The organism is Phaeospirillum tilakii (genome assembly GCF_042683125.1).
In the GTDB taxonomy this organism is placed as follows: domain Bacteria; phylum Pseudomonadota; class Alphaproteobacteria; order Rhodospirillales; family Magnetospirillaceae; genus Phaeospirillum; species Phaeospirillum tilakii.
In genome coordinates, this window is record NZ_JBHUIY010000005.1 from 1 (window position 1) to 15,792 (window position 15,792).

The 15,792-nt window shown below is 69.9% G+C and carries 16 protein-coding genes and 1 other RNA gene; 5 read left to right on the top strand and 12 right to left on the bottom strand.

Going from position 1 to position 15,792, the window contains the following annotated elements; translation table 11 throughout:
• The first annotated feature begins 692 nt into the window (after positions 1 to 692).
• Positions 693 to 977: a flagellar motor switch protein FliN gene (gene fliN / locus ACFSNB_RS03760; protein WP_377314643.1), complete on the top strand. Its 285-nt coding sequence runs from the start codon at positions 693 to 695 to the stop codon at positions 975 to 977.
• Positions 964 to 2,049: a cobalt-precorrin-5B (C(1))-methyltransferase gene (locus tag ACFSNB_RS03765; protein WP_377314644.1), complete on the top strand. Its 1,086-nt coding sequence runs from the start codon at positions 964 to 966 to the stop codon at positions 2,047 to 2,049. The genes fliN and ACFSNB_RS03765 overlap by 14 nt, the downstream gene beginning before the upstream one ends.
• 124 nt (positions 2,050 to 2,173) lie before the next feature.
• Here the strand turns inward: ACFSNB_RS03765 and ACFSNB_RS03770 are convergent, their stop codons facing one another.
• From ACFSNB_RS03770 to ACFSNB_RS03825, 12 genes are all read right to left on the bottom strand, one after another.
• The gene (locus ACFSNB_RS03770; protein ID WP_377314645.1) at positions 2,174 to 4,723 is read right to left on the bottom strand and encodes a penicillin-binding protein 1A; all 2,550 of its coding nucleotides are present in this window, start codon (positions 4,721 to 4,723) and stop codon (positions 2,174 to 2,176) included.
• Between the two features lie 166 nt (positions 4,724 to 4,889).
• A complete protein-coding gene (ybgF, locus tag ACFSNB_RS03775; protein ID WP_377314647.1) occupies positions 4,890 to 5,849 on the bottom strand; it encodes a tol-pal system protein YbgF in 960 nt (319 codons plus the stop codon).
• A gap of 200 nt (positions 5,850 to 6,049) precedes the next feature.
• A complete protein-coding gene (gene pal / locus ACFSNB_RS03780; RefSeq protein ID WP_377314649.1) occupies positions 6,050 to 6,550 on the bottom strand; it encodes a peptidoglycan-associated lipoprotein Pal in 501 nt (166 codons plus the stop codon).
• Between the two features lie 164 nt (positions 6,551 to 6,714).
• Positions 6,715 to 8,061, bottom strand: coding sequence for a Tol-Pal system beta propeller repeat protein TolB (gene tolB, locus ACFSNB_RS03785; RefSeq protein ID WP_377314651.1), 1,347 nt, complete (start codon positions 8,059 to 8,061; stop codon positions 6,715 to 6,717).
• A complete protein-coding gene (locus tag ACFSNB_RS03790) occupies positions 8,058 to 9,101 on the bottom strand; it encodes an energy transducer TonB (RefSeq protein ID WP_377314652.1) in 1,044 nt (347 codons plus the stop codon). The genes tolB and ACFSNB_RS03790 overlap by 4 nt, the downstream gene beginning before the upstream one ends.
• An 8-nt stretch (positions 9,102 to 9,109) precedes the next feature.
• On the bottom strand, positions 9,110 to 9,556 hold the full coding sequence (tolR, locus tag ACFSNB_RS03795) for a protein TolR (RefSeq protein ID WP_377314654.1): 447 nt from the start codon (positions 9,554 to 9,556) through the stop codon (positions 9,110 to 9,112).
• A complete protein-coding gene (gene tolQ / locus ACFSNB_RS03800; protein ID WP_377314656.1) occupies positions 9,556 to 10,281 on the bottom strand; it encodes a protein TolQ in 726 nt (241 codons plus the stop codon). The genes tolR and tolQ overlap by 1 nt, the downstream gene beginning before the upstream one ends.
• Before the next feature lie 5 nt (positions 10,282 to 10,286).
• A complete protein-coding gene (locus ACFSNB_RS03805; RefSeq protein WP_377314658.1) occupies positions 10,287 to 10,706 on the bottom strand; it encodes a YbgC/FadM family acyl-CoA thioesterase in 420 nt (139 codons plus the stop codon).
• Positions 10,703 to 11,752: a Holliday junction branch migration DNA helicase RuvB gene (ruvB, locus tag ACFSNB_RS03810; RefSeq protein ID WP_377314660.1), complete on the bottom strand. Its 1,050-nt coding sequence runs from the start codon at positions 11,750 to 11,752 to the stop codon at positions 10,703 to 10,705. The genes ACFSNB_RS03805 and ruvB overlap by 4 nt, the downstream gene beginning before the upstream one ends.
• Positions 11,753 to 11,939: 187 nt before the next feature.
• Positions 11,940 to 12,560: a Holliday junction branch migration protein RuvA gene (gene ruvA / locus ACFSNB_RS03815; protein ID WP_377314662.1), complete on the bottom strand. Its 621-nt coding sequence runs from the start codon at positions 12,558 to 12,560 to the stop codon at positions 11,940 to 11,942.
• Complete coding sequence (gene ruvC, locus ACFSNB_RS03820; RefSeq protein WP_377314664.1) at positions 12,557 to 13,057, bottom strand: crossover junction endodeoxyribonuclease RuvC; 501 nt, start codon at positions 13,055 to 13,057, stop codon at positions 12,557 to 12,559. The genes ruvA and ruvC overlap by 4 nt, the downstream gene beginning before the upstream one ends.
• Positions 13,058 to 13,086: 29 nt before the next feature.
• Positions 13,087 to 13,839, bottom strand: coding sequence for a YebC/PmpR family DNA-binding transcriptional regulator (locus tag ACFSNB_RS03825; protein ID WP_377314666.1), 753 nt, complete (start codon positions 13,837 to 13,839; stop codon positions 13,087 to 13,089).
• 262 nt (positions 13,840 to 14,101) lie between these two features.
• Here ACFSNB_RS03825 and ssrS point away from each other — a divergent pair.
• The 3 genes from ssrS (at position 14,102) to ACFSNB_RS03840 (ending at position 15,679) form a co-directional block, all read left to right on the top strand.
• Positions 14,102 to 14,259, top strand: a non-coding RNA gene (gene ssrS / locus ACFSNB_RS03830) — 6S RNA.
• A 20-nt stretch (positions 14,260 to 14,279) separates the two neighbouring features.
• A complete protein-coding gene (locus ACFSNB_RS03835) occupies positions 14,280 to 14,867 on the top strand; it encodes a 5-formyltetrahydrofolate cyclo-ligase (protein ID WP_377314668.1) in 588 nt (195 codons plus the stop codon).
• On the top strand, positions 14,864 to 15,679 hold the full coding sequence (locus tag ACFSNB_RS03840) for a TIGR00282 family metallophosphoesterase (RefSeq protein ID WP_377314670.1): 816 nt from the start codon (positions 14,864 to 14,866) through the stop codon (positions 15,677 to 15,679). The genes ACFSNB_RS03835 and ACFSNB_RS03840 overlap by 4 nt, the downstream gene beginning before the upstream one ends.
• Positions 15,680 to 15,792: the final 113 nt, after the last annotated feature.

Below are 15,792 nucleotides of genomic sequence, written 5' to 3' on the forward strand. Positions count from 1 at the left end.
CTTCTGCAACCAGGTTGCAGACCGGAGCTCGTCCAAAGCAATTACATCACGCTTAGCTGAGATGCGCTTGACTTTGGTCGGTCCGTGAACCGGACCGGCGCCGCCTGCGCATCCCTTCCTGTCTCTTCACTTGTCAAACAGCAGGAGGACGTTTCCGTCTTCCGTCCCGCTCGGAGGCGAGGCCCGCCGCAGCGGGAGGCCGGTTTCTACTCGGCCCGGCCGGCCGTGTCAATCTCTTTTTTTCGCCGCCGCCGGAAAGTCCGGAGCGGCAAGGGCGCCGTTTCTACTTCAGCGCCGAACCCCGTGTCAACCGCTTTTTTTACGCCGCCGGTGCGACCCGGTGGCAGCGGCCTTCTTCGAGGCCCCCGTCGCTTCGGAACCAGTCGGTCCGTCGCGGCGAGGGGCGCTTTCTAGGCCCTCCCCCGCCGCCGGTCAACCCTTTTTTTAGGGAAGATGAGAGATCGTTGGTGAGACGATCGATCGAACCGGTGCCGAACGGCGAAGGATGTTCATACTATCCCTCCCCGCCGGAGCCGACAAGACGGTTTCCTGACGGCCCCGCCGCCCTGCCCCGCCCCCGGCGCGGGCCGAGGCGGCGGTTCATCGCGGTCGGGAAATCGGCTATGGTCGGGAAGCCGCACGCCCCGGCTTCCCCCCTTCCCTCTCCCGGGCGACGCACGAGACCTGAGCAGATGGCTGAAAGCAACGCGATCAACGAAGCCCTGGGCGTCGGCGACAACCGCGAGGCGGTGTACGACGTCACCGTCGAGGTGTCGGCCGTGCTCGGCACCGCCAATCTGCCGATCGCCCAGTTGCTGAAGCTGGGCCGCGGCGCGGTGGTCGAGCTCGACCGCAAGGTCAACGACCCGGTCGATCTCTACGTCAACCGCAAGCGGATCTGCCGCGCCGAGGTGGTGGTGGTCGAGGATCACCTCGCCGTGACGATCACCGAGGTGCTGAAGCGTGTCGCCGACTGACCCGGAGGCCCCCGACCGCCCGTTGCGCCCGGGCTGGACCACCGGCGCCTGTGCCACCGCCGCGACCCGCTCCGCCCTCGCCGCCCTGATCGGCGGCGATTTTTTCGACCCGGTCACCATCACCCTGCCGCGCGGGGAGACGCCCTCCTTTGCCCTGGCCCTGCGCGAGAGCGGGCCGGGCTGGGCGCGGGCGGGGGTGGTCAAGGATGCCGGCGATGATCCCGACGTCACCCACGGCGCCACCATCGTCGCCACCGTGCGCCGCGCCGCGGCGGGCCAGGGGGTGCTGTTCCGCGCCGGCCCGGGGGTCGGCACCGTCACCCGCCCCGGTTTGCCGCTGGCGGTGGGCGAGCCGGCGATCAATCCGGTGCCGCGCCGGCTGATGGGCGCGGCGGCGGCCGCCGCCGGTCTTGGCGACCTTGAGATCGAGATCGCCGTGCCCGACGGCGAGCGCATCGCCACCCGCACCTGGAACCCCCGGCTCGGCATTCTGGGCGGGCTGTCGATTCTCGGCACCACCGGGGTGGTGGTGCCCTATTCCTGTTCGGCCTGGATCCATTCGATCCGGCGCGGGGTCGATGTCGCCCGCGCCTGTGGGCTGACCCATGTCGCCGGCTGTGTCGGCCACACCTCGGAAATCGCGGTGCGGCGGCATTACGATCTGCCGGCCGAGGCGATCATCGACATGGGGGATTTCGTCGGCGGCCTGCTCGGCCACCTGCGCCATCATCCCCTGCCCCGGGTCACCATCGCCGGCGGCTTCGCCAAGATGTCGAAGCTGGCGGCGGGCGCGCTCGATCTGCATTCAAAGCGCAGCCAGGTCGATCCCACCGCGCTGGCCGCCACCCTGGCCGGGCTGGGGGCCGATCCGGCGCTGGTCGCCCGCGCCGCCGCCGCCAACACCGCGCTTGAGGTGCTCGACCTCGCCCGCGCCGCCGGGCTGAAGCTGGGCGACGCGATTGCCCGCGCCGCCGAAGCCGTCGCCCGCACCGCGCTTGCCGCGCCGGAGATCGATCTCGACGTGTTGGTGTTCGACCGTCAGGGCGAATTGGTCGGCGACAGCCGGGCCTGAAGGCGGGCTCCGCCCGCACCCGCCAGGAGCCAGCGGCTCCTGGACCTGCTTCGATGGGAGGGGCACCCCCACCAAGGGGATCCAAGGGCCTTGCGGCCCTTGGCGGGTCCGGGCAGAGCCCGGATCAGTACAGTCCGCCGGCCGACGGCGCGGCCGAGGGGGCCGGGGTCGGGGCGGCGGGAACGCCGGACTCGGGCGGGATCAGCACCGGCTGGCCATCGGCCGGCGCGGGCGGAGCGGCGCCCTCCTCGGCCCCGAAATAGGGCGCGAAGCTGAAGCTGCCATCGCCATTGTCGCCGTCGAGCACGTTCTCCTGCTCGCCCGGCATGCGGTCACCGCTCTTGAATGCCTCGTAGATCGCCCCCTTGTCGCCGGGCATCGCCGGGCGGCCGGTATGGGGATCGACCCGCACCAGCCGCACCCCGGCCGGCATGCGGAACGGCGTCGCCGGCTTGTCCTTCAGCGCCTCCGCCATGAAGTCGCGGAAGATCGGCGCCGACACCGAGCCGCCGGTTTCCTTCGGCCCGAGCGAATCCGGGTCGTCGAAGCCGACGAACACGCCGACGGCGAGGTCGGGCGAGAAACCGACGAACCAGACGTCGTTCGAATCGTTGGAGGTGCCGGTCTTGCCGGCCAGCGGCTTGCCGACGGCGCGGACCGCGCCACCGGTGCCGCGCTGAACCACGCCTTCCAGCATCGAGACGATCTGGTAGGCCGAAACCGGATCGACCAATTGCTCGCGGATGTCGGGCAGGGTCGGCATGTCCTGGCCGGAATAGCGCGGCGCCGAGCAGCCCTCGCAGAAGCGGACATCGTGGGCGTAGATGGTCTTGCCGTTGCGGTCCTGGATGCGGTCGATCAGGGTCGGCCGCAGCTTCTTGCCGCCATTGACCAGCATCGCATAGGCGGTGGTCAGCCGGAGCGGGGTGGTCTCACCCGCGCCGAGCGACATCGCCAGCTGATGCGGCAGATTGTCGTAGATGCCGAAGCGGCCGGCGAGATCGGCCACCTTGTCCATCCCCAGCGCCTGGGCGAGGCGGACGGTCATCAGGTTGCGCGATTTCTCCAGCCCAACCCGCAGGGTGGTCGGGCCGAGATAGCTGTCATGGTAATTGTGCGGGCGCCACATCGGCAGGCCCGGCCCCTGCGACAGCGCGATCGGCGCGTCGAGCACCAGCGAGGACGGGGTGTAGCCGTTCTCCAGCGCGGTCAGGTAGATGAACGGCTTGAACGACGAACCGGGCTGGCGCATCGCCTGGCTGGCGCGGTTGAACTGGCTCTTGCCGTAGGACCAGCCGCCGACCATCGCCAGCACGCGGCCGGTGCGGGGATCGACCGCCACCAGCGCGCCCTCGACCTTCGGCACCTGACGCAGCGCGTAGGTGGCGGCGGGATAGGCCCGGCCCTCCTCGCTCTTCTCGACCGCCTCGACCAGCAGCACGTCGCCGACCGACAGGATGTCGGCGGGACGGCGCGGAGTCGGGCCGGTGCGGCCGGTCTTGTCGAGGATCCGCCGCGCCCAGCGCAGTTCGCCGATCGGCAGATGGCCGACCGAACCGTCGGGCAGGGCCAGGGTCGCCTCGGCGTCGGACAAGGCGGTGACCAGCCCGAGTTGCCAGTCCTCGGCCCCGCCGGGACGAGGCACCGCCGCCAGGATCTTGGCCGGATTGGCGATGGTCTGGGCATGGGCGACCGGGCCACGCCAGCCATGGCGGCGGTCATAGCGGGACAGCCCGGCGCGCAGCACCCGGGTCCCCAGCGCCTGGAGGTCGGCATCCATGGTCGAACGCACCACCAGCCCGCCGCGATAGAGCGCGGCCTCGCCGTATTTGGCCTGAAGCTCGCGGCGGATGTCCTCGGCGAAATAATCGGCGCCGAGGCTGGCCTGGGTCTCCTTGCGCGCCCGCACCTCGAGCGGCTGGGCCAGCGCCGCCTGATAATCGGCGGTGGACAGCTTGCCGTCCTCGTACATCCGGCCGATCACCCAGTCGCGCCGGTCCTTGGCCGCCTGGGCATGGCGGTAGGGGTTGTAATTGTTGGGCGCCTTGGGCATCGCGGCGAGGAAGGCGGCCTCGGCCGGGGTCAGCTCGTCGAGGCCCTTGTCGAAATAATTGAGCGCGGCGGCGGCGACGCCATAGGAGCCGGCGCCGAGATAGATCTCGTTGAGGTAGAGTTCGAGGATGTGATCCTTGGTGAAGGCGCGCTCGATCCGCAGCGCCAGGATCGCTTCCTTGATCTTGCGTTCGATCGAGACCTCGTTGGTCAGCAGGAAGTTCTTCGCCACCTGCTGGGTGATGGTCGAGGCCCCGACCGGGCGGCGATCGACCCCCTTGCCCTTGTTGCGCAGGTTGGTCACCACCGCGCGGCCGATGCCGGTGATGTCGACGCCGGGATGGGTGTAGAAGCTCTTGTCCTCGGCGGAGAGGAAGGCGTCCTTGACCATCTGGGGGATCGCGGTCAGCGGCACGAACACCCGCTTCTCGACCGCATATTCCGCCACCAGCCGGCCATCGGCGCCATAGACCCGGGTGGTCACCGGCGGGTCGTAATTGGCGAGCTGGCGGTAATCGGGCAGGTCGCGGCCAAAATGCCAGAAGGCGACCACCAGACCGCCGGCGGCGGTGATGGCCAACAGCAGCCCCAGGCTGATCACGGCGAGAAAGAAACGATACATCGGGAACAGAGCCTCCGCCCGCCCGGCCGGACGGCCGGGGCTTTGCCCGCGTCGGGCCGGGAAGGCGCCGGGCGCGCCCCCGTGCCCTCGGTGCGACGGCCGGGCCGTCCAGAACGCGGCGGGAGCGCGCCCGGAGCCTGCCTGCGGCGGGCCGTCGCCGCCGGCGTCAGTTGCAGCCGAGACGCTGCCGCTCGGCCGAGGCGGCGCGGCTGATCCGGTCCGGCATGTCGGGATGATTCTTGTAGAGGATGGCAAAGGCGCTGCACGCCTTCTGCGTCTCCCCGCGCTGCACGAACGACATCGCCGCCTTGAAGATCATGTCGGGCGATTTGGGGTGCTTCGGGTACTTCTTGTAGGCTTCGAGCAGCACAGCGGCGGCGGCGCCGAAATCCTTCTTGGTGAACAGGATGTCGCCCTGCCAGTAGCGGGCGTTGGCGGCCAGCGAATGGTTGGGATAGGCCTTGAGGAAGGCGTCGAACGCCGCCATCGCGTTGTCGTAATCGCCCTTCTGCGCCATCGCGAAGGCGGCGTCATAGGCCGCCTGCGGATCCTTCGGCGCGGCCGGAGGGGCGGCGGCGGCCGGCGCGCCGCTGGCGGCGGTCTGGCCGAGATTGGTCGGCCCGGGGGCCAGCCCGCTGCTGCCGGCGGCATTGCCGCCCGGCGCCACCGCGCCCTTGGGCGGGATCAGCACCGGGGCGCCGTTGGCGGCGGTGGCCGGGGCGGCCGGCGGAGCGGCGGCGGCGGCCGGGGCGGCGCCGCCCTTGCCTTCCTGGATTTCCTTGAAGCGGAAATCGATGTCGCCCTGCATCCGCTCCAGCGCCTTGTTGGCCTGCTGGGCCTTGAAATTGGCTTCCTCGACCTTGCCGGTCAGTTGGCGGACGAGGTCTTCGAGTTCATTGATGCGCTCCTCGAGCCGTTCGATCTGGCCGCCACCGCCACCCGACGGGGTGCCGGCCGCGGCGGCCGCGCTGCCATAGGGCGAGGCGCCATAGGGATTGCTCGAGGTGGTGCCGCCGCCGATCGCGGGAGAGCGGATCACCGTGCTGCTCTGGGCCAGTGCCGCCGCCGGCGCGACTCCGGCGCCAAGCAGAAGGGACAGGGCGGAAATGAGAAGCTGGCGTCGCAAGGGCTCCGACCTTCGGTTAGACGTTGCGCTGCGGTCACCGCCGCCGGCCCTGGCCGGATCCGGCCATGGGCGGAGCGGAACGGCGGGGACGGTCCCGGGGACCGGCGGAAACAAAAAGGAAGGCGCCCGCCCGACCCGCCGGTCCAGGACCAGACGGACGGGCGGGCGCCCCCTGAACACCAGTCGCGGTGCGGCCCTGATTAGTTCAGGACGGTCACGCCACGACGGTTCTGGGCCCAGGCCGCCTCGTTCGAGCCGAGAGCAACCGGACGCTCCTTGCCGTAGGAGACAACCTTGATGCGCGACGCGGGAACGCCGGCGGCAACCAGGTACTCACGCACCGAGTTGGCACGACGCTCGCCGAGGGCGAGGTTGTACTCGCGGGTGCCGCGCTCGTCGGCATGGCCTTCGACGGTGAAGGTGTAGTTCTGGTAGGTCTTCAGCCAAGCGGCCTGCTTGTCGAGGGTCGCCTTGGCGTCCGCCCGCAGGCTGTACTTGTCGAAGTCGAAGAAGACGCGGTCGCCGACATTGGCGATGAAGTCTTCCTTCGAGCCCTTCACGATGCCCGAGGTCGGGGCGGTGCGGGCGACCGGCGGAGCGGAAACGCCACCGCCGGAAGCGGCACCGGTGTTTTCCGGGGCGGATTCGCAAGCCGCGAGAAGAGCGGCGGCGGCGACGATGCTGAGGAAACGCAGTTTCATATTTGAGGACTCCCCCTCAATGCAACGGGAAATGGATTCCAGATTGAGCTTGGCCGGACCACGCACCAGCCTGGCTGGTGCGCATCCGAGCCGACGCCGTCCTGAAGCGGATGCGGCGCCACGAGGAACAAACCCTAATCGGCGCGGACTATACTAAGATGTTCCTACGGAATCAAGGGGGACCAAGCAGGGTCCGACCCGTCCACCGGAGTCACCACCATCCGTTCGTTCACACCGGTCAGGTCGATGGTATAGAGCCGCGCGGTCTGGCCGCGACCCCGCTCATCCGAAGGAGATTCGCGCCAAAACGCCAGCACGCGACCGTTCGGCGCCCAGGTCGGACCCTCGACCAGGAAGCCCTCGGCCAGCAGTCTTTCGCCCGATCCGTCGGGGCGCATGACACCTATGTAGAAACGGCCGCTCTTCTGCTTGGTGAAGGCGATCAGGTCGCCGCGCGGGCTCCACACCGGGGTGGCGTAGCGGCCGTCGCCGAAGCTGATGCGGTTGGCCCCGCCGCCGCCGGCGCCCATCACGTAGAGCTGCTGCCCGCCGCCGCGGTCGGATTCGAACACGATCTGGCTGCCGTCGGGCGAGAAGGACGGCGCGGTGTCGATCGCCGGGTTGTTGGTGAGGCGAACCTTCGAGCGGGTCATCAGGTTCATCTCGTAAATCTCGGTGTTGCCGTCCTCGGCCATGCTGAACACCACCTTGTTGCCGTCGGGCGAGAAGCGCGGGGCGAAGGTCATGCCGGGGAAGTTGCCGAGCGCCTCGCGCCGGCCGGTGTCGAGATTGAAGATGTAGACCCGGGGCGTGCCGCGATAATAGGACAGGTAGGTGATCTCGCGGGCACTGGGCGAGAAGCGGGGCGTCAGCACCAGCTCGCTGCCGTCGGTGAGGAAGCGGTGGTTCTCGCCGTCCTGATCCATGATGGCGAGACGCTTGCGGCGGTCGCTCTTCGGCCCGGATTCGGCGATGTAGACGATCTGGGTGTCGAAATAGCCGTCCTCGCCGGTGACCCGCTTGTAGATCGCGTCGGCGATCTTGTGGGCGAGACGGCGCCAGTCGGCCGGCGCCGCCGACATCGCCCAGCCGGTCATGTAGGTTTCCGACATCACGTCCCACAGCCGGAACTCGGCGCGGATGCGGCCGTCGGGGCCGGCCTCGGCCTTGCCCTGGACCAGCGCCTCGGCGTTGATCGCCTTCCAGTCGGCGAAACGCGGCTGGACCTGGAGGGATTCGACCGACTGGATGTAGGCGTTGGGATCGATCGGCTTGAACAGGCCGGAACGGTCGAGGTCGGCCGCCACCACCCGGGCGATGTCACGCCCGACCTGGGTGGCCCCGCCGGCATGACCGGCGAAATCGGGAATCGCGATCGGCAACGGCCGCAACTGGCCGTTGGTGATGTCGATCCGAACCTCGGCGAAGGCCCGGCCGGGCGAGGCGGCCCAGCCGAGCAACAGGACGGCGGCCACCGCCGCCAGCAGGCGAAAACGAGACATGGCGATCATCTTCCTGCCGCGAATTTCGGGTTGAAGGCGAGGGTGAAATCCCGGAACTGGTCGTATTTGTTGGCCGGGATCGGCAACGGGCTGGCGCGGCGGACGGCGCGGCGGGCGCTGTCGGCGGCGGCCTGGTAATAGGGGTTCAGCATCTGCACCGGGTCGGGCACCACCTGGGCGTCGGTGACGGTGCCGTCGGGCATCACCGAGACGCGGACCAGCACGATCAGCTTGTCGGCGTCCTTGGCCCCGGCCGGGACGTCCCAGAACTTCTCGACATGGGCGCGGATCGCGTCCTTTTCGGTCATCGACACCGGCTCGTTGGCATTGTGCAGGCTGGAACCGCGCACCGATTGCGGCTGCGACTGCCCGGCCGAGGCCTTGGCCTGCGGCGTCGCCGGCTTCATCGATTCGACCCCCTTCAGCAGCTTGTCGAGGTCGTCGGGCTGCTGCTTGGCCTGCTGCGGCTGCGGCTTGTTCTTCTCGACCGACTTCAGCAGCGAATCGAGGTCCTCGCTCGGCTCCTTGCGCTTCTGCTCGGGCGGCTTCGGCTTGGGCTCGGGCTTGGGCGGCTCGGGCTTGGGCTCCGGCTTCGGCTCGGGTTTGGGCTCGGGCTTGGGCTCGGGCTTCGGTTCCGGCTTCGGCTCGGGCTTCGGCGGTTCCGGCTTGGGCTCGGGCTTGGGCGGCTCCGGCTTCGGTTCGGGCTTGGGCTCGGGCTTCGGCGGCTCGGGCTTGGGTTCGGGCTTGGGCGGCGGCGGCACCGGGGTGGGCGGCGGCGGCGCCGGAATCGGCTTGGGCTCGGGCTTGACCGGCTGGGGAGTCGGCGGCTCGGGGCTCGGTTCGTCGATTTTCTGCGGTTCCGGCTGCGGCTTGTTGTCGCGCAGCGGCGGCGGATTGGTCTTCGGCCCGATCGGGACGATATCGACCACCATCGGCTCCTCGTCGACCGGCGGCTCGCGCCACAGGTGAGGCAGGCCCAGCACCGCCAGCAACACGATGAACAGGTGCAGCAGGCCGGAATAGATGTAGCTTTCCCGCCGGATGTCCATGACGCCGCCTAGTGCTTGGTCCGGGGGGCGTCGGGGCTGCGGTTCTCGGTGACGAGGGCGACCTTGGGGATCCCGGCGCTGCTGAGCACCCCCATCACCTCCATCACCTTGCCGTACTCGATCCCCTTGTCGCCCCGGACGAAGATGCGGGTCTCCGGCTTCTGGGCGACGATCGCCTGGAGCTTGGGCGCCAGTTCCTCCATCCGGACCTCGGTCTCCTGGACGAAGATCCGGCCATGGGCATCGACGCTGACCGAGACCGGCTGGTCATCGCCCTTCAGCGGCGCGGCCTGGGTCTTGGGCAGATCGACCTGGACCCCGGCGGTCAGCAGCGGCGCGGTGACCATGAAGATCACCAGCAGCACCAGCATCACGTCAACCATCGGGGTGACGTTGATCGCCGCCACCGGCCGGAACTTCTCCCGGCCCCGGCGGATGCCGACCGGGCCGCCCATCAGATCTTCTCCTCGAGCTGACGGGACAGGATCGCGCCGAACTCGCCAGCGAAGTTCTCCAGCCGCTTGCCGTAGCGGTCGAGGTCGCTCGAGATCTTGTTGTAGGCGATCACCGCCGGAATCGCGGCGACGAGGCCGAGGGCGGTGGCGAACAGCGCCTCGGAGATGCCGGGCGCCACCACCGCGAGCGAGGTGTTCTTGGTCGCCGAGATCGATTCGAAGCTGTTCATGATGCCCCACACCGTGCCGAACAGGCCGATGAAGGGGGCGGTCGAACCGACCGAGGCGAGGAAGCCCAGCCGGCGTTCGAGCAGTTCGATCTCGCGGCCGAGGGTGACGCTCATCACCCGGTCGATCCGCTGCGGCAGGCTGGCGCGGGTCAGATCGCGGTCGGCGAGGCCCTTGGCGGCGGTGCGGCGCCATTCGCGCATCGCCGCGACGAACACCGAGGACATCGGATCGAGCGGGCGCGAGCCGATCCGGTCATAGAGCTCCTCGAGCGAGCCGCCCGACCAGAAGGATTCCTCGAACTGGTCGGCGCGCTGGGTGAGCTGGCGGATCTTCAGCGTCTTGTCGAAGATGATCGCCCAGCACCAGAAGGAGGCGCCGATCAGCGCCAGCATCACCAACTTGACGATGATGTCTGCGCGCAGGAACAGCGCCCACATCGACAGGTCATGCTGCATGGCCGCTCCCGCGACCGCCGCCGTCTGCGTTGGATCCATGATGTCTATCGCCTTTCGCTGATCCAGGTCTCGAACAGGCCGCGCAAGGCGGCGGGCAACCGCGCCGGGCGGCCGGACAGGGTGATATAGCCCAGCCGGACGTCAAGGCGTACTAATTCCGTGCCGTCGCCGTCGCGGCGGATGGTCTGGCCCATCTCGATCGTGGCGCCGCCGACCGACCGCACCTCGCTCTCGACCACCAGCAGATCGTCGAGCCGCGCCGGGCGCAGATAGTCGAGCGCGGCGCGGCGCACCGCGAAGGCGGTCCCGGTTTCGAGCAGGGCCTGCTGACTGATGCCAAGCTCTCGCACCATTTCGGTGCGGGCGCGTTCCGCAAAATTGAGATAGCAGGAATGATAGACGATGCCGCCGGCGTCGGTGTCCTCGAAATAGACCCGGACCGGGTGGCGGTGCAGCCGCGTCATCCTTCCTCCTCATCGACGCCGTCGAGCAGATCGAGCTGGCCCCCGGCCGGCCGCGCCGGCGGGGTCAGGCCGAGATGGCGGTAGCCGCTGGCCGACAGCATCCGCCCGCGCGGGGTGCGTTGCAGCAGCCCCTGCTGAAGCAGATAGGGTTCGACCACCTCCTCCAGCGTGTCGCGGCTTTCGGCCAGGGCGGCGGCCAGGGTCTCGACCCCGACCGGCCCGCCGGCATAGTCGCTGGCGATGCGGCCGAGATAGCGGCGATCCATCGCGTCGAGGCCGAGGCGATCGACCTCCAGCCGCTGCAACGCCTGATCGGCGACGCGGGCATCGACCGGCAGCCGGCCGGCGACGGTGGCGAAGTCGCGCACCCGCCGCAGCAGCCGCCCGGCGACGCGGGGGGTGCCGCGCGAACGGCGGGCCACCTCGGCGGCGCCGTCATCGGTCATCGCCAGCCCCAGCACCCCGGCGCCGCGCCGGACGATCGCCTCCATCTCCTCCGGGAGATAGAAGTTCATCCGGCAGGGAATGCCGAACCGCTCGCGCAGCGGGGTGGTCAGCAGCCCCGAGCGGGTGGTGGCGCCGACCAGGGTGAAGCGGGGCAGGTCGATCCGCACCGACCGGGCCGCCGGGCCCTCGCCGATGATCAGATCGAGCTGGAAATCCTCCATCGCCGGATAGAGAACCTCCTCTATGGCAGGATTAAGGCGATGGATCTCGTCGATGAACAGCACGTCGCGCGCTTCGAGGTTGGTCAGCAGCGCGGCGAGATCGCCCGCCCGCTGGATCACCGGCCCCGAGGTGGCGCGGAACCCCACCCCCAGCTCGCGGGCGACGATCTGCGCCAGCGTGGTCTTGCCCAGCCCGGGCGGGCCGTGGAACAGCACATGGTCGAGCGCCTCGCCCCGGCCGCGCGCGGCGTCGATGAACACCTTGAGATTGTCGCACACCGACCGCTGGCCGATGAAATCATCGAGCCGCAGCGGCCGCACCGAGGCCTCGACATCCTCCGCCGCCGGCAGCGGCGACACCACCCGGTCCCCGGTCATGCCGCCCCCCGCTCAAGGACGCGGGCTCCGCCCGCACCCGCCAAGGGCCGCAAGGCCCTTGGAACCCATCGATCGTCGGGCGCCGCCAACGCCTGAGCCCAAGCGGAAAGGCCGATCCGTGCCCGACCATCAAAGGGATCCAAGGGCCTCGGGCCCTTGGCGGGGGTGGGCGGAGCCCACGATTTTTTCATTTCAGCAGATCCCGGCCGAGCCGCTTCAGCGCGGCGCCGATCAGCGCCGACACCGCCGCGCCCTCGCCCAGTTCGCCGGCCACCACCCCGACCGCCTCGAAGGCTTCGAGCCGGCGGTAGCCGAGATTGACCAGGGCCGACACCGCATCCTCCAGCGGCCCGTCGCCGAGCGGAGCCGCCGCTACCGGCGCGCCGGCGGCGACCGGGGCGAGCGAGATCGCCGCCACCTTGTCCTTCAACTCGGTCAGGATCCGCAGCGCCAGCTTGGGGCCGACCCCGTTGGCCCGGGTCAGCCCGGTCTTGTCGCCGGCGGCGATCGCCCGCAGCAATTGCTCGGGCGGGGCGGCGGACAGGATCGACAAGGCCAGGCGGGCGCCGACCCCCTGGACGGTGATCAGCAGGCGGAACCAGTCGCGCTCGGCGGCGTCAAGGAAGCCGTAGAGCAGGATCGCGTCCTCGCGGACATGGGTCTCGACCAGCAGGGCGGCGGCGGTACCGACGGCGAGGCGGCCGAGGGTGCGGCCGGAGCAGGCGACCAGATAGCCGACCCCACCGACATCGATCACCGCCCAATCCTCGCCGAGCGCATCGACGGTGCCGCGCAGCCGGGCGATCATCGCCGCACCGCCTGATCGAGCCGGCTGCGGGTGGTGAGGTGGTGGGCGTGGCAGATCGCCACCGCCAGGGCGTCGGCGGCGTCGGGGCTTTCGACCAGGCAGCCGGGCAGCAGGGTGCGGACCATCATGCCGACCTGTTCCTTGGCGGCGCGGCCGGTGCCAACCACCGCCTGCTTGATCCGGGTCGGGGCATATTCGCCGACGGCGATGCCGGCCTGGGCCGGCACCAGCAGGGCGATGCCGCGGGCCTGACCGAGCTTGAGGGTGCTTTCCGGGTTGCGGTTGACGAAGGTCTCCTCCACCGCCGCCGCGTCGGGGACGAAGGCGGCGACCACCGCCCGCAGCCCGTCATGCAACTGCACCAGCCGCTCGGCCAGACTGAGCGAATCGTCGGAGCAAACCACCCCGTCGGCGATGTGGCGCAGGCGGGTGTCGGTCAGGTCGATCACCCCCCAGCCGGTCCGGCGCAATCCCGGGTCGAGGCCCAGCACCCTCATCGCCCGTTCTCCCCGGCCGTCCCGCCGCCTCAGCCGCCCAGGCGCTCCATGATCTCGTCCGGGATCTCGAAATTGGCCTGGACCCGCTGGACATCGTCATTGTCCTCGAGGATTTCCAGCAGCTTCAGCAGGGTGCGGGCGGTTTCCTCGTCATTGACCGCGACCAGGGTCTGCGGCTTCCACTCCAGCCGGGCGGATTCCGGGGTGCCGAAGCGGGCTTCCAGCGCGTCGCGCACCGCGGCGAGCGAATCCGGCGCGCAGGTGATCTCGTGGCCTTCCTCGTCGCTCTCGACATTGTCGGCGCCGGCCTCGATCGCGCCTTCCAGCACGGTGTCGGCGTCGGCGACGCTGGCGGGATAGCGGATCGCGCCGACCCGGTCGAACATGAACGACACCGAGTTGGTTTCGCCCATCGCCCCGCCGTTCTTGGTGAAGGCCGAGCGGATTTCCGAGGCGGTGCGGTTGCGGTTGTCGGTCAGACCCTCGACGATGATCGCCACCGAACCGGGGCCGTAGCCCTCGTAGCGCACCTCGTCGAAATTGGTGTCGTCGCCGCCGCCGCTGCCGCGCTTGATGGCGCGGTCGATGGTGTCGCGCGGCATGTTGGCGGCACGCGCCGCCATCACCGCCGCGCGCAGGCGCGGATTGGCCGCCGGGTCGGGCAGACCGGTCTTCGCCGACACCGTCAGTTCGCGGATCAGCTTGGTGAAGACTTTGGCGCGCTTGGCATCCTGCGCCCCCTTGCGGTGCATGATGTTCTTGAACTGCGAATGACCGGCCATGGCCCCGTGCGTATCCCATGCAGAAACGGAGAGAGGGCCGTGCCCCGGCCCCCTGACAGGGCGGGCGACGACCATGGCGCCCCGATTACGCCAAAGCCGGCGGCAAGGCAAGGGCCGAGCGAGTGGCGCGGGGGTGGGGCGCGCGTTTTCCGCGTCGCCCGCCCCCGCGTTCCCCTTACGCCGATAAGGGTAAAACCCTATGCCGAATCGGCCGTCTTTGGATGACACTGGGATGAAACCGGTCTAAAGTAACGGTGGGAGCGGTTAGCTGCGCGGTGCGTCAGACAGCCAATGTCCCTGGGGCCAATACCGACCTCTCGGGGGCTGTCCCTGCCGGGATCGTGGTTCCGGCACACGGCCACCCACCTGCGTAAGCAGGCCACAGAGGACTCGCACGTCAACGGCCGAGGTGGCGCCGCTCCCACTTGAATCGAACCATCATGACTCTCCCCTCCCCCGCCGAAACGAAGCAGGCGCTGCGCCGCGAGGCGTCGCGCATCCGCCGCGAACAGAGCGCCCGCCAGGGCGCGGCGGCGGCGGCGGCGATCGCCCGGGCCGGGGCCGAACTGGCGCTGCCGCCCGGCACGGTGGCGGCCGGCTACTGGCCGCTGCCGGGCGAGATCGACGACCGCCCGCTGCTGCTCGAACTGGCGGCGCGCGGCGCGGCGCTGGCCCTGCCCGAGGTGGCGGCGCCCGACGCGCCGCTGCGGTTCCGCCGCTGGATGCCGGGCGACCCGCTGGCGCCCGGACCGCACCGTACCTTCCACCCGCTTCCCTCCGCGCCGCTGCTGCGGCCGACCCTGCTGCTGGTGCCGGTGCTGGGCTTCGACGCAAAAGGGTTCCGTCTCGGCTTCGGCGGCGGCTACTATGATCGGACGCTGGCAGCCCTGCGCCGGGACGGTGGCCTGATCGCCGTCGGACTGGCCTATGCCGCCCAGCAGCTTCCGGCCGTGCCGGTGGAGCCGTGGGATCAGGCGTTGGACGCGATCCTGACCGAGGAGGGACTGGTGAGCGTGGTGCAGGCATGAAACTGCTGTTCCTGGGGGACGTGGTGGGACGGGCGGGCCGCGATGCGGTGCTGGCCTGGATGAAGGAAATCCGCAGCCGGGTCGCCCCCGACTTCGTGGTGCTGAACGGCGAGAACGCCGCCCACGGCTTCGGCCTGACCCCGAAGATCTGCGATGATTTCTACGCCGCCGGGGTGGATGTGGTGACGCTGGGCAACCATGCCTGGGACCACCGCGAGATCCTCAATTACATCGACGGCGAACCGCGCCTGCTGCGGGCGCTGAACTTTCCGCCCGGCACGCCGGGGCGCGGGGTCGGGGTCTACACCCTGGCGCGCGGCCGCCGGGTCGCGGTGATCCAGGTGATGGGGCGGCTGTTCATGGACGCGCTCGACTGTCCGTTCGCCGCGCTGGAACGCGAACTGGCCCGGCTGCGGCTGGGGCCGGGCGGGCTCGACGCGATCCTGGTCGATGTCCATGCCGAGGCCACCAGCGAGAAGATGGCGCTCGGCCATTCCTGCGACGGCCGCGTCACCCTGGTGGTCGGCACCCATTCCCACATCCCCACCGCCGACGCCCAGATCCTGCCGCGCGGCACCGCCTACCTGACCGATGCCGGGATGTGCGGCGATTACGATTCGGTGATCGGGATGAAGAAGATCCCGGCCACCCAGAAATTCACCCGCAAGGTCCCGGGCGAACGGCTGTCCCCGGCCGACGGAACCGGCACGGTGTGCGGGGTGCTGGTCGAGACCGACGAGAAGACCGGCCTCGCCACCCGCATCGCCCCGCTGCGGGTCGGCCCCCGGCTCGAAACCGCCTGGCCGGTGTAAGCGAGGCTCCTCCCTTTTTTACGCGTCAGCGGGCAGGGTGATGTGGGCTCCGCCCACCCCCGCCAAGGGCCGCAAGGCCCTTGGAACCCATTGAGGATCGGACGCGGACCGGC